The following is a 13155-nucleotide window of genomic DNA, read 5'->3' as shown; positions in this document are numbered from 1 at the left end:
GTCACGACGACGAATCCCCGCGTGCCTCCTCGGCAACCGACGATGCGGGCGCGTGCCGGAGCATGATCCAGCCAATCGCCGCCAGCATCAACTCGATCGCGGTCTGCCAGAGACGACAGACGCCGGTGACAACGATCGCCGGCCCAGGACCGACGATCCCCTGGAGTCCCATTAAGAGAATCCCCTCGCGTACCCCGATGCCCGCCGGCGCGAAGAGAGCCACGAATCCCGCGACTTGCGCCGAGAGAAAGATCGCCGCGATGGTCGGCCATTGGTCCCAGCTAACCGGGTAGAAACTCGCGAGCAGAAGAAAGAAAGCGGTTCCCGTCAACAAACACGTCACCACCAACGTGATCACGACCAGTAGCAATTCCCAGAGGCTGAGCCGAGCGGAAAGGGGCTCTTTTCCCAACAACCGCAGCCCCCAATTGCTCAAGCCATAGAAACAAGGCGGGAACGCGAACGCCACGAGTGATCCAAGGGCGATCCCGAACGTCCACGGACCGAAATGACGCAAGATCACCTCGCCACCGAGCAGGAGCGTCGTTAAGACGTTCGCCAGCAGTCCCGCCGCCATGACCAGCGCGATCGTCACTAAGGCGACACGTCGGGCAACGCCCTCTCGCGCGAAGAGTTCCATCGCGACCACGATGGTCCAGATTTTGCCGGGCACGTACTTCGCCAGTTGCGGGAGGTAAACGACGCCGACCATTCTCGGAAACGAGACCTCCGCCCCATGCCGCGACAGGACAAAGCAATACGCCACCGCGACAAGCGAGTATCCCGCCAGCCCCACCAAGGTGGAAGCTCCAAAGAGCCAAGGGCTCGGTACCGGCACCGAGCCGACGTCCCGAGCATGCACCATCACGTACCGGCCAACGAAGACCAAGACGACCAGGAACAGCAGCCAACGAATTCCCGCCGCGAGTCGTCCACTGGGACTCTTCCCGGTCGACGCCGTTTCGAAAGCGAGGGCCTCTTCTCGCTCCCGCGAAGATCTCACTTCATCGGAAGAATCCGCCGTGTCGCCGATCATCGCCTCCCCGCGAGGGCCCCCCAAGCTTCGTTTCAACGTTGACCATTTGCCCGAGGCTCAGCGAGTTGGTGCGGGGCGAGATGGGCGCGATGCCGAGATCGCGGATCGTACCGACCGATTCCTCGATGTTCCGCCTCGATCCCGACAAGATCGGCGCGACGGATTGACTATATCAATGGGAAGCCGACCGAACCGATCGCGGAAGAGTCCGCTGACGGTCACGAAACGCGACCACACGCGAACGAGTCGGCGATGTTCCGCTCCACGCGGCACGATACGATCAACCCACCGATGTGAATTCCCCATGGAGATGCCACGATGCGACCGTCCGTCACTGACCGCTTGTCTCGCTTGATCCTCCACTCGACGTGGATGCTCACGTGCCTGCTGGCCGTCGCTCCCGCCCAGTCCGCCGGCGCGGAAGAGACCAAGCGACCCAACATCATCTTCTTGCTCTCCGACGATCAGCGCGTCGACACGATCACGGCCCTGGGCAACGATCGCATCAAGACCCCGAACCTCGACCGGTTGGTTCGGCGTGGCTTTATCTTCGACAACACCTATTGCATGGGCTCGATGTCCGCGGCGGTCTGCGCCCCGAGTCGAGCGATGATTCTGACAGGACGCACGCTCTGGCACAATCCCATCGGCTTTAGCGTCCCTTGGAAGGGAACGAAGCAGACGCGCGGCAAGACGCCCCACATCACGATGCCGAAGTTCTTCCGCGACCACGGTTACGCCACCTTCTGCACCGGGAAATGGCATCAGGGTTCGCCAACCGCTATCGAGGGATTCACGGCCGGCGACAATATCTTCTTCGGTGGCATGGGAAATCACGAGGAACTCCCCCTCACCTCCCTGGAGCGGGTTTCCCAGGGGAAAGGCGCGACGAAGAGTTCGACCTTCTCCTCGGAGGCGTTCGCGAGCGCGGCGGTCGACTTTCTGCGTCGGCGCCACTCCGAGGAGTCGGCATCGAGCCAGCCCTTTTTCATGTACATCTCCTTCACCGCGCCGCACGACCCACGCACCCCGCCAAGCGACTATCGCTACGATGCCGATACCATGACAGTCCCTAGGAACTTTCTCCCCGAGCATCCCTTCGACAACGGGGAACTGACGATCCGCGACGAGAAGCTCGCGGCGTTTCCGCGTTCGAAGAAGGCGGTCCGCCAACACCTCGCCGACTACTACGGCATGATCACCCACCTCGACGCCCACGTCGGTCGCGTCCTCGAGGCGCTGCGCGACACCGGTGAGGCCGACAACACGCTCGTCGTCTTCACTTCCGATCACGGACTGGCGATCGGAAGCCACGGGCTGCTCGGCAAGCAGAACCTCTACGAGCACTCGATGAAGGCTCCGCTCATCTTCGCCGGACCGGGGATCGAAGAGGGAAGCTCCGCCGCGCTGGTCTATCTCTTTGACATCTTCCCGACACTCGCCGAGTACGCGGGCCTACCGGTTCCCGTATCGGTCGAGGGAAAGAGCCTTCTGCCGATCATCGACGGCAAGAGCGACAGCGTGCGTGACTCGGCTTTTCTCGCGTACCGGGACTTGCAACGGGCGGTTCGTGAGGGGAAGTGGAAGTTGATCGAGTACGCGGTCAAGGGCAAGCGGACCACCCAACTCTTCGACCTCGAGAGCGATCCCGACGAAGTGCACAACCTCGCCGCCGACCCGAAGTACAAAGCGATCCGCGAGCGACTCTCCGTCAAGCTTGGCGACTGGCAGGAGAAACTCGACGACCCCGCTCGAAGTAAGTTTCAAGGCTGAAGCGAAGTCACAAGCCGCGTCGCCGACCTCTCGCGGAGGTCACTCCTTCTCCGCGATGATCGGTCGGTGGCGTGGAAGGACCGCCTTGAAATCGCCGAGCGAACGCCATTGGGTCCGGCGATCGAGGTCGACCTCCGCCACCGCGACGGTCCCCCACTCCTTCGCCAGGGCGGGCGTCTCTCCGGCATGATCGAAGACCGCCGAGAGCATCCAATCGCGGTCGATGTCACAGTAGGTGCTGCTGACCAGGTAGACGTGATTCTCGATCGCCCGGGCCCGCGCCAGTTCGGGGTTGCAGCCCCACACCGGCCACGCGATCACCTCGGCCCCCTTGTTGGTCAGCGTTCGCGCGACCTCGGGAAAAAAGCCGTCGTAGCAAATCATCATCCCGACCTTTCCGAAGCGCGTCTCGAAGACGGGCAAGTCGTGGCCGGGCGCGACGCCCCGTTCGATCTCCTCGCGAGGAAGGGTCACTTTGCGATACTTGCCGACGATTTCGCCATCGGGACCGAGCAGGACCGCCGTGTTGTAGACGAGGTGCTTGTCGCGTTCGTAGAGGCTCAGCACGAGGTACAAGTCGTGCTTGTCCGCCAGCGAGCCGAAGTACGTCGTCGTGGGACCGGGGATTGGTTCGGCCGTCTCCGCGGGCTTCTTTCCCAGGCCGACGTAGGGAAGCGTCTCCCCCAGCACGACGAGATCGGCCCGTTGCTCGGCCGCCTTCTCGACCAGCGGCGCGGCCATGCGACAGTTCTCCACAGTCGAGCGGCCACCCTTGGGCATGAAGTGCACCGCGGCGAGCCGAACGAGTCGGCGCGGAGGCGCGGGAACTTCCCTCAGGGAAATGTCGCTCCACTCGGCCTTGCCGTTCGGCGCCCAAAGAAGGTGCAACTCGATGACGGCCTCGGTCGCCCGCGCGGGTGCCAGGTAGGTGTCAGAGACTTCCGTCCAGCCCTCGGCATCGGCCTGCTTGTCGGTCGGATGCTCGGGCCGAACCAGCGGCGTCCCACCTCGGGGTAGCTCCGGCGTCGCCTCGCGATCGTTCGCGACCAGGGAGCCGGCGGCGTCGCGCCAGATCAGCCGCGCCGGGGCGCTTCGTCGTGGGGACGCGACTCCCGTCAGTTTGCGGAACGCCTCGAAGCGGTAGTGCTTGCCCGCCTCGACCGGGAGCGTCGTCGTCCAGTAGCCGTCGAGCCCCTCGCGCTGGTCGTGGCTGATCAGGAATCGTCCCTTGCCGTCACGGCCGCCATCGGCAACGTAGTCGAACTCGGGGCGAATCTCCTCGCGCGCCGCGACCGGTTTCCAACCCGCGGGCGGTTCCTCGGTCCAACCGGGAATGGCGGCGACAAGGAGAAGGAACAAGGACACTCCAAACAGGTTGTTCGCTCGAAACACAAGTGACTCCTTCCTCGTTGGCTGAGCAGCGAGACGTCTCAGCGACGGGCCTCGTGGACCTTCGGATTCGCGGGCATCTCCTGGGCCCCCACGTCGCGGCGCCATTGCTGGAGTTGGGCGTGCAACGCGGCGGCGCGTCGGGGATCGGCGGACGCGAGATCGGTCTGCTCGCCCGGATCATTGGCCAAATCGAAGAGTTGCACCGAACCGGGTTGCGGGCCTCCCTTCCCGTTGCGATCAAACCACTCGATCAGTTTGAAGTCGCCCTTGCGAATCGCTCCCGAAGGCCCATCGCCCGCCGAGTGGTAGTGGGGGAAGTGCCAATAGAGCGCCTCGCGATCGAGGCCGTCGTCTCCGCGCAAGAGCGGAACCAGACTCACGCCATCGATCGCCAAGTCAGTGGCTTTCTCCCCGGCAATCTCCGCGAGCGTCGGGAAGAAGTCGATCGAGGAGACCGGCACCGAACAGGTCGAACCAGGCTCGACCACGCCGGGCCATCGGACCACCATCGGCATCCGAATCCCTCCCTCGAGGATCTGTGCCTTGCCCCCACGCAGCGGCTTGAGCTCGTCCTGACCGTGCAAACAGCCGTTGTCCGACATGTAGATCACGATCGTCTCGTCGGCAATGCCGAGATCGTCCAATCCCTCGAGCAACCGGCCGACGTTCGTATCGAGCGTCTCGACCATCGCGGCGACGATCGGCTTCTGGTGCGAGTTGTTGGCTCCCGTTTTGGCTTTGTACTTCTCGATCAGCCGTTCGCGTTCCAACAGCGGGGTGTGGATCAGGTGATGCGACACGAAACAGAGAAACGGCCCGTCGCGGTGATCGCGCATGAACCGGAGGGCCGCGGCGGTGATCTTGGCGGCCGAGTGGGCATCATCGTTCGGATCGGCTTTCCCGGAGGGTTTTCGCGTCGTCAGCACCTCCTCGAAGCCCTGCGACGCCGGGTCCATCGGTCGACCGGGCTTGTAGTTCTTGTCCTTGTTGAGGTGCCACTTGCCAAAGAAACCGGATGTGTAGCCCGCGGGCTCGAGCAACTCCGCGAGTGTCTCTTCCGATTCGGGAAGATGCTTGGTCCACTTCGGGGTCAAGAGCCGCCGATTGGCCGGTTCTCTTCCCGGGATGTACTCGGTCAGATGCAACCGAGCGGGATACTTGCCGGTCATGATGCTCGCGCGGGTCGGCGAACACGTCGGCGCCGCCGCGTAGGCATCGGTGAAAAGCATCCCCTCCGCCGCGAGCCCATCGACGTTCGGAGTCTCGTAGAAGCTATTCCCGTACCGTCCGATCTGATGCTGCCCCTGATCGTCGGCGAGGATGAAGACGATATTCGGAGGCTTGGTCGATTCCGCGGCCCGAAGTGCCGACGTCGTTCCGCCAAGCCACATCGCGACCAAGAAGAATCCCGCGGCAAGGCGCGTCCCTTGGTGAGTCACGGCGTGGGAGGAGCGATGCATGGCGGCAGTCCTTGAACGCGGAGGCGGGATCTCGCGGAGCGATCCCATTCTCGGGTACGCCGCGAAGAAGATCAATAAGTACCCCGGTCGACTCGCCCGAAGAACCCTAAACCGACGAGGCGACGCAACTCAGGGACCGAAAAAGCCCGCGTCGAAACCGCGAAATAAGAGGTACGGTGTGTCGCTCAAGATAAAGAAGAGCCCAACCAACACCGCCATCAGCCACTGGCCCACACGCGGGAGATAGACGATTAACCCCCACGCCACCGGCCCCAGAATCGCCAAGGCAACGGGGAAGAGGTAGCGTCCTTGGACGCTGAGATGAATGCTCCCGTACCGGGCGTAGATCGTGTAGTTCACCCAAAACAGAACGCTCGCGTAGCCCAGCGCGATCGCCACGGAAATGAACATCAGTCGCAAACGACCCGGAGCGTCGTCCGGCTGCCAGGTGCGAATCGGCAGTGGCAACAACAGCATCGCGAGGCCCAACCCAACAACGCCCATGCCGATCCGCGTGTGCCAGGGATCCTTGAAGAGGATCTGGTGCCCGAGCACGCCGAAGAGTCGTTCGGCCATCAGGAAACACCAGCCCGGAAGATGGGCGAAGGGAGAACGAGGCTGCGCCGATCCCTCGCGAAATGGCCTGGCCTGCTTCAGCAATCCCTCCGTATCGCGACGATCACCCAGATGGGGAATCGACGCCGCGGCTCGTTGGGCTTGGTCAAAAGAGAGATCTCCATCGAGGAAACTGGCGACGATGTGGTTGCGAGCGAAGATTCGGTGCCGCATCGCTTGCTCGAGCGTGAGCACTTGCAGGGTCTTGGGAACTGGCCGACCGTAGCGAACCAAGTTGCCGCCGTAGAGTTCCACGTTCAGCCCCACGAGCAGGAGGAGCAAGAGGGTGAGTGCGAGGTGACTGGTCCGCGGTGGCCAAACCAACCCTCGCAGCGATTCCCAAAGCCCCCGCAGTCGGCCGGCTTCATGAAGCAAGAGGGCAGCGCCAAGAATCAACACGAGCGGGAGCGCCGTCACCTTGGTCAACGACGCCGCGCATAGGCAGCATCCGAACCAGCCAAGGGAGATGGGGCCCGGGGATCTCCAATAGGCATAGAGCCAGGAGAACGCCAGGGCGGCGAGGAGGTTCGTCATGTTGTCGTACGTCACCGTCGCCGAGAGGAAGGTCAGCATCGGCGTGTTGGTCAGCATGATGATAAAGAGCGATCGCACCACGAGGTTCGATGTCAACTGCTTGATCCACGCCCAGCCGACAACAACCAGCAAGGCGCCGCAAGCGACGTTCGCCAGTCGCAGCGCCGTGAGTTCTCCACCGCCCGCCGGGACCAGATTGAGCACGCGCGCCGACGTCCAGTAGTAGAGGTAGGGCTGCCGCGTGACCGGCCCGAAACGGTACGACTCCGCGTCATTCGTCGGCAGACCGAGGGTCTTGGCGTAGACCTTGGACACGCCGAGATGAGACTCCTCGTCGGGCGGCACGCTGGGATTGAGCGTGAACGCCAGAAGGGCGGCGCGCAGAAGAAAGAGCACGAGGGAGAGGAGAAAGACCACGTCTCCAATGTCTCGAGCCTGAAAAATCTTGACGAGTCTCAATGAAGAATCTCTCCTGATGGTCGGTTCCCGACGCGTTGGTTGAAGCATGATCGCTTGGTCCGTCTCATGCAATCCAAACCCACCCGGAGGGGACAGCACTCGATGGTCATGCGCGGTGGCAACCGCCGAACGAATTGCTTCCACGGAACGTGAATGCGTCGGACGTTTCGTTCCGCTGGAGTATCACAAACGGTTGACCAATGGAGCCGTGGAGACGATGGGAGAGCCCTTGGGCATGGCCGCGAAGAAACGCTACTGGCTGATGAAGTCGGAACCGTCCGACTACTCGATCGATGACTTGGAACGCGACGGCAAGGAGCCGTGGGACGGCATCCGCAACTACCAGGCCCGCAACATCATGCGCGACGAGATGTCGATCGGCGACGAAGTCCTCTTCTACCACTCCAACGCCGATCCGCCCGGCGTCGCCGGCATCGCGAAAGTCGCGTCAAAGGCCTATCCCGACCACACCGCTTGGGACAAGAAGAACAAGCACTTCGACAAGCGGTCAACGCCCGAGAATCCCGTTTGGCTGATGGTCGATGTCGAATTCGTCGAAAAGTTCCCCCACCTGGTGTCGCTGCCCGAGATCAAGGAGGAGGAAGCTCTTGCCGAAATGATGGTCACCAAACGCGGGATGCGACTCTCCGTTCAGCCCGTCGACGGCGCACACTTTCGCAAGATTCGCAGCATGGGACGAAGGAAGAAGAAGTAGAGCGGGCCTCTTGCACCACCGATTCCCCGCAAGAGCGCGAACCACCCTGCTTGGGAAACCCTGGCGCACAGGGCACACTACGCGGCTTTGGGAAGGGATTCGGTGCCGAGGTCGCCGTGGGCGATCGACTCGAGGAGCGAGCGAAGGGCTTCGGGACTCAACTGGCGCCGTTCGGAGCCGACGTTGACGTCGAGGGTGACTCCCTCGGCGGTGGAAACGAGGGCAACTTCGTAGCGGCCGGCGAAACCGACCCGAACTTGCCCGCAGAGCTGCTCTCTCTGCGAGAGATCGCGATGGAGAAGTCGAAGGCTTCGGGGAGCCATGTGCTCGTCACCCGGACCGAGATCGAGGTCGACGTGGTGAAACATATTCCGCTCCCAAGCTCAACGTCCGCGCGCGGCGCGGCTACTCCATCACCTCCGCTGTCTTTCTTTCGGCCAGATCGCTGACGTTCTTCTCATATTCCTTCGTCAACTTCTGAATCTCGTCCTTGAGTTGATCGCGATCGTCCTCGCTCATCTCCTTGGACTTCTCGGCGGCGTCGGCGTTTTTGTTGCCGTCGCGGCGGATGTTCCGAATCGCCACCTTGGCCTCCTCGGCCAGATCGCGAACCCGGCTGGCAAGACGCTTGCGCTGCTCACCGCTGAGGGAAGGAACGTTGAGGCGAATGACTTTGCCGTCATTGTTCGGCGTCAGCCCCAGATCGCTGGCGAGGATCGCCTTCTCGATCTCCTTGAGGGCATTGGCGTCAAAGGGACGGATGACCAGGAGCTGGGCTTCGGGGGCCGAAACGCTGGCGATTTGCTTCAGCGGCGTTGGAGAGCCGTAGTAGTCGACCCGAACACTTTCGACGAGTCCGGGACTGGCACGCCCGGTGCGAATGCCGACCAATTCGTCGCGGAAGTAGTCGACCGCCTTCTGCATCCGTTCTTCGGCATCAAGCTGAATCTCGTCGCTATCCATCGCTCAGTCTCCCACCAAGGTCCCGACACGTTCTCCCGCGACCGCCCGGGCGATATTGCCTTCCTTCAAATAGTTGAAGACGACGATCGGAATGTTGTTCTCCATGCACAGGCCGATGGCGGTCACGTCCATCACCGCGAGCTTGTCGCTGATCACTTCCTTGTACGAAAGCCGCTCGTAGAGCACGGCGTGTGGGTTCTTTTCCGGATCATCGCTGTAGACACCGTCGACCCGCGTCGCCTTTAGGACGATATCGGCACCGATCTCACAAGCCCGCAGGGCGGCGGCGGTGTCGGTCGTGACGAAGGGGTTACCCGTTCCGCACGCGAGAATCACGACCCGGCCATGTTCGAGGTGGCGGGTGCAACGGCGGCGGATAAAGGGTTCGGCGAAGCCATCCATTCGGATCGCGGTCATCAGGCGGGTTTCGCAGCCGATGTTCTCCAGGGCGTCCTGCAGCGCGAGACCGTTGATGACGGTCCCGAGCATGCCCATGTAGTGGGCGGTCGCCTCTTGGATCATCTCGGTGCCGGCGCTGAACCGGGCGCCGCGGATAATATTGCCGCCGCCGACGACCACGGCGAGCTGCGTGCCGCTGGTGGCGATTTCGGCGAGTTGGCCGGCGAGTTTGGCGACGTCGGCCACGTTGACGCCCGTCGCGCCGCCGCTGCTGAAGCCTTCGCCACTGATCTTGAGCAAGACTCGGCGATAGCCCTGGGGCTGGTCGGAATCGGTCACGGGATGTCTCTTCGAATCTTGGTTGGATGACGAGCAATCGCGGGGAGGCGCTCGACGACTCCTCGCCACTTCCCGATCGCCCCCTCGTGGCCCCAAAGCGGTCGTCCGGAAGCGATCTCTTCGCCTGTGGGGGCGTCGAACATCGCGAACGACGTTCACCATGAACGCATCGACGCCATGCGTCAACATGAAGGTGCCCACGCGAGGCGTGGGCACTGATCCCTTTGAACTAAGGGAATTCTACTTATCTGGCGGCCGGACGTCCGGGACTCAAGGTCAATCGACGGCCGGAGCAAGGTTGGTCGAAGCCCAACCGACCAGGACTTAGTCCTCGGCGCCTTCCTCGGGCTCCTTCGGAGCGGTCTCGCCGACCTCGAAGCGAACGAAGCGAGCGACGGTGACGTTCTCGCCGGTCTGAGAAGTCGCATCCTCAAGGAGCTGGCGAATCGTCTTGGAATCGTCCTTGGCGAACTTCTGATCGAGCAGGACACGCTCTTCGAACCAGACGCGCATCTTGCCATCGACGATCTTCTCGATCACCTCGGCGGGCTTGCCCTGGGGCACGTCCTTGGCGTGGTGCTCGCGGATGCCCTTGACGACCTCTTGATCGAGTTCCTCGCGGGTGACGCACTGCGGGCTCAGCGCGGCGATGTGCATCGCCAAGTCGCGGGCGAGCTGGCGGAACGTCTCGTTGCGAGCGACAAAGTCGGTGTTGCAGTTCAGCTCGATGAGCACGCCGACTTTGCTGTTGTGATGGATGTAGACTTCGATGATTCCTTCACTCGCCGAACGAGCGGCGAGCTTGGCAACCTTCTCCTGGCCCCGTTTGCGGGCCATGTCCTTGGCCTTACCGATGTCGCCATCGGCCTCGGAGAGGATCTTCTTGCACTCCATCATCCCAAGGCCGGTCATATCCCGGAGTTCCTTGACGGCCTGGGCCGTGGTCGCTGCCATTTGGTTGGATCTCCCTTCCCTGCGCTGCGCTATTGGTACTTGTCTTATTCGCTCGGCTTCTCTTCCGCTTCAGGCGTCGCCGGAGCCTCGGGCTCGGGGCTCGAAGCCTCGGGCTCAGCCGGTGCTTCCGGAGCGGGCGTCGTCGCCACGGCCTCGGCGGGAGCCGGTTCGGGCGTGGTCGCCGGAGCTTCCGCGGGAGCGGCCTGGGCCGGGGCGGCGGGCTGAGCTTCCGGGGCGGGCGTCGCCGCGACCTCAATGGGGGCGGCGCCAGGAGTCACGACCGGGGCGGGAGCGTCCGAAAGCGGGATCACTTCCGCGTGGGCCTTGGTGAACTCCCTCTCCAGCTTCTCGACCTGATCCTTCGGCAGCGAGTGAAGTCCGGAAAGGACCGCGTCGGCCAGCTTGTTCAGGACCAAGTCGATCGCCCGGATGCTGTCATCGTTGCCGGGGATCGCCAAGTCGATCTTATCGGGATCGCTATCGGTGTCGATGAGCGCCAGCGTCGGAACGCCGACCTTGCGGGCCTCGCGAACCGCACTCGACTCACGGTGCGAATCGATCACGACCATGGCACCGGGCATCCGATTCATCGTCCGGATACCACTGAGGTTACGATGAATCTTCCGCATCTCTCGCATGAGGCTCGAGCGACGCTTCTTACTGTACTTGTTGATCTCGCCCGTCCGGACGAGGCTCTCGAGTTCCTCGAGGCGCTGAAGCCGGTGACGGATCGTCCGAAAGTTCGTGAACGTTCCGCCAATCCAGCGTTCGCGGACATACGGCATGAAGCAGCGATGGGCCGACTTCTGGACCGCCTCTTGGGCCTGACGCTTGGTCGCGACGAAGAGGACGAGCGAGCCCTGCGACGCGATCCGCTGGAGGAACTTATGGGCACGAATCAGCCCACGGACCGTTTCACGGAGATCAATAATGTGGATAAGATTGCGTTTCCCGTAGATGTAGGGACGCATCTTGGGGTTCCAACGGCTCGAACGATGACCGTAATGAACGCCGGCGGAAATCAACTCATCGACTTGAACAATCGCCACCCGAAGTCTCCGTGCCAATATTCTGGGTACTCTTCGACGAAGACGCCTTTTATATCGTTTGTTGCGTCTTGCGTCACCCTAGCGCAACGCCCTTTTTTGGGAGCCATCCAAAGCTCCTCGCTCCGCGGCAAGACCCTACAACGATCCTGACGCGGGGAGAACCCTGCTTTATGCGCGAATACGAACGAAAAACCGCACGCAATTTGAGGATTTCATGCCGAAGTCGACCAATTCGCCTTCAAAAGCCACCCAATCAGGACCGTTTTCGCGCCGACGAAGCAAGTTGGCCCGAGCCCTCAAATCGAAGGGGGCCGACGCCCTGCTCGTCTCGGATCCCGTCAACGTCGCGTACCTGACCGGCTTTCGCGGCGACTCCAGCGAGTTGCTCGTCACCAAGTCGAGATCGCTCCTCCTCAGCGATGGTCGCTTCACCGACCAGGTCGCCGAGGAGTGCCCGGGACTCGATGCGGTGATTCGCGGCACCGGCGAGTCGATGACCAAAGCGATCACGAAAACACTGAAAAAACTGGGCTGCCGGGCGATCGGCTTCGAACGGGCCTACCTGACGGTAGCTCGCCATGAGGCTCTGAAGGAGGCCCTCCCCAGTGCCGAGTGGGTCGGGCTGGAGAACATGGTCGAGGACTTGCGGCAGATCAAAGATCGCGAGGAAATCGCTCAGATCCGCGAAGCGATCGCGTTCGCCGAGCGGGCCTTCGGGATCCTGCGGGCGTCGCTACGTCTCTCCGATACCGAGAAGAGCCTCGCCGACGACATGGAGCACTACCTGCGTCGTTCGGGCGCCACCCAGTGCGCGTTCCCGTCGATTATCGCCGCGGGTCGTCGCGCCGCCCTGCCCCACGCGATCCCCACCGACCAGCCGATCGGTGAGTCGGAGTTCGTCCTGATCGACTGGGGCGCCAAGGGAACGTTCTACCACAGCGACTTGACGAGGGTTTTGGTCACCCGTAAGATCAGCCGCAAATTTGCCAAGATTTACGAGACTGTTCAGAAGGCCCAATCGCAAGCGATTGACGCGATTCGCCCCGGAGTCACCGCGGGTGACGTCGACGCCGTCGCGCGAGGCGTCATTGAAAAGGCCGGCCACGGGAGCGCTTTCAGCCATTCGCTCGGTCACGGGATCGGGATGGCGGTGCACGAGGGCCCCGGTCTACGGCGCGGCTCGGAAACCGTCTTGGAACCGGGCATGGTCGTCACCGTCGAACCGGGGATCTACCTCAACGATTGGGGTGGCATTCGCCTCGAAGACGACGTTTTGGTGACGAAGGATGGGCACGAGGTGTTGACCAGCGTCCCAAAGCACCTAGAAGAGACCGTCGTCTAAGGCGAGTTTGCAACGGGTGCTTTCGAGCGTTCGAGAACCCTCGCCCAACGGGCCCTCCCGGCGAACGCGGCCGCCGATGGGGTCGGTGGTCGCGTGCGATGACCTTCAGACATGTCGCGGCTTGC

12 protein-coding genes are annotated in these 13155 nt (G+C 62.6%); 3 read left to right on the top strand and 9 right to left on the bottom strand.

Annotated features, from left to right (window positions below; all coding sequences use genetic code 11):
• Position 1 precedes the first annotated feature (1 nt).
• Entirely contained in the window at positions 2-1036 is a 1035-nt protein-coding gene (locus tag Pan216_RS05870; RefSeq protein WP_145256138.1) for a hypothetical protein, read from the bottom strand.
• Positions 1037-1354: 318 nt separating this feature from the next.
• Here Pan216_RS05870 and Pan216_RS05865 point away from each other — a divergent pair, with 318 nt between their 5' ends.
• The gene (locus tag Pan216_RS05865; protein ID WP_145256135.1) at positions 1355-2809 is read left to right on the top strand and encodes a sulfatase family protein; all 1455 of its coding nucleotides are present in this window, start codon (positions 1355-1357) and stop codon (positions 2807-2809) included.
• Between the two features lie 39 nt (positions 2810-2848).
• On the opposite strand, the gene Pan216_RS05860 is transcribed toward Pan216_RS05865, so the two are convergent.
• The 3 genes from Pan216_RS05860 to Pan216_RS05850 all read right to left on the bottom strand — a co-directional run bounded on the left by Pan216_RS05860 (position 2849) and on the right by Pan216_RS05850 (position 7269).
• Complete coding sequence (locus Pan216_RS05860) at positions 2849-4174, bottom strand: carbon-nitrogen hydrolase family protein (protein ID WP_419193655.1); 1326 nt, start codon at positions 4172-4174, stop codon at positions 2849-2851.
• Positions 4175-4239: 65 nt separating this feature from the next.
• Positions 4240-5661: a sulfatase gene (locus Pan216_RS05855; protein WP_419193307.1), complete on the bottom strand. Its 1422-nt coding sequence runs from the start codon at positions 5659-5661 to the stop codon at positions 4240-4242.
• A 129-nt stretch (positions 5662-5790) separates the two neighbouring features.
• The gene (locus Pan216_RS05850) at positions 5791-7269 is read right to left on the bottom strand and encodes a glycosyltransferase family protein (protein ID WP_419193306.1); all 1479 of its coding nucleotides are present in this window, start codon (positions 7267-7269) and stop codon (positions 5791-5793) included.
• Between the two features lie 217 nt (positions 7270-7486).
• Here Pan216_RS05850 and Pan216_RS05845 point away from each other — a divergent pair, with 217 nt between their 5' ends.
• Positions 7487-7984 (top strand): EVE domain-containing protein, encoded by a 498-nt coding sequence (locus tag Pan216_RS05845; RefSeq protein ID WP_419193305.1) that lies wholly within the window; start codon positions 7487-7489, stop codon positions 7982-7984.
• Between the two features lie 77 nt (positions 7985-8061).
• Here the strand turns inward: Pan216_RS05845 and Pan216_RS05840 are convergent, their stop codons facing one another.
• From Pan216_RS05840 to rpsB, 5 genes are all read right to left on the bottom strand, one after another.
• Complete coding sequence (locus Pan216_RS05840) at positions 8062-8352, bottom strand: hypothetical protein (protein WP_145256123.1); 291 nt, start codon at positions 8350-8352, stop codon at positions 8062-8064.
• A 37-nt stretch (positions 8353-8389) separates the two neighbouring features.
• Entirely contained in the window at positions 8390-8947 is a 558-nt protein-coding gene (frr, locus tag Pan216_RS05835) for a ribosome recycling factor (RefSeq protein ID WP_145256121.1), read from the bottom strand.
• 3 nt (positions 8948-8950) lie between these two features.
• On the bottom strand, positions 8951-9685 hold the full coding sequence (pyrH, locus tag Pan216_RS05830) for a UMP kinase (RefSeq protein ID WP_419193304.1): 735 nt from the start codon (positions 9683-9685) through the stop codon (positions 8951-8953).
• A 324-nt stretch (positions 9686-10009) separates the two neighbouring features.
• Positions 10010-10639: a translation elongation factor Ts gene (gene tsf / locus Pan216_RS05825; protein ID WP_145256118.1), complete on the bottom strand. Its 630-nt coding sequence runs from the start codon at positions 10637-10639 to the stop codon at positions 10010-10012.
• A gap of 44 nt (positions 10640-10683) precedes the next feature.
• Positions 10684-11688 (bottom strand): 30S ribosomal protein S2, encoded by a 1005-nt coding sequence (gene rpsB, locus Pan216_RS05820; protein WP_145256116.1) that lies wholly within the window; start codon positions 11686-11688, stop codon positions 10684-10686.
• 283 nt (positions 11689-11971) lie between these two features.
• On the opposite strand from rpsB, the gene Pan216_RS05815 reads away from it, so the two are divergent.
• Complete coding sequence (locus Pan216_RS05815) at positions 11972-13030, top strand: M24 family metallopeptidase (RefSeq protein WP_419193303.1); 1059 nt, start codon at positions 11972-11974, stop codon at positions 13028-13030.
• The last annotated feature ends 125 nt before the right edge of the window (positions 13031-13155 follow it).

This window comes from Kolteria novifilia (assembly GCA_007748055.1).
Classification (GTDB): domain Bacteria; phylum Planctomycetota; class Planctomycetia; order Kolteriales; family Kolteriaceae; genus Kolteria; species Kolteria novifilia.
Note: the sequence above shows the minus strand (reverse complement) of the source record. Positions and strands in the feature narration are given on the sequence as shown.

Excerpts from the sequence above, each read along its gene's own strand:
- Pan216_RS05870 (WP_145256138.1), bottom strand. The coding sequence starts at position 1,036 with ATGATCGGCGACACGGCGGATTCTTCCGATGAAGTGAGATCTTCGCGG.
- Pan216_RS05865 (WP_145256135.1), top strand. The coding sequence starts at position 1,355 with ATGCGACCGTCCGTCACTGACCGCTTGTCTCGCTTGATCCTCCACTCG.
- Pan216_RS05855 (WP_419193307.1), bottom strand. The coding sequence starts at position 5,661 with ATGCATCGCTCCTCCCACGCCGTGACTCACCAAGGGACGCGCCTTGCC.
- Pan216_RS05845 (WP_419193305.1), top strand. The coding sequence starts at position 7,487 with ATGGGAGAGCCCTTGGGCATGGCCGCGAAGAAACGCTACTGGCTGATG.
- Pan216_RS05840 (WP_145256123.1), bottom strand. The coding sequence starts at position 8,352 with ATGTTTCACCACGTCGACCTCGATCTCGGTCCGGGTGACGAGCACATG.
- frr (WP_145256121.1), bottom strand. The coding sequence starts at position 8,947 with ATGGATAGCGACGAGATTCAGCTTGATGCCGAAGAACGGATGCAGAAG.
- tsf (WP_145256118.1), bottom strand. The coding sequence starts at position 10,639 with ATGGCAGCGACCACGGCCCAGGCCGTCAAGGAACTCCGGGATATGACC.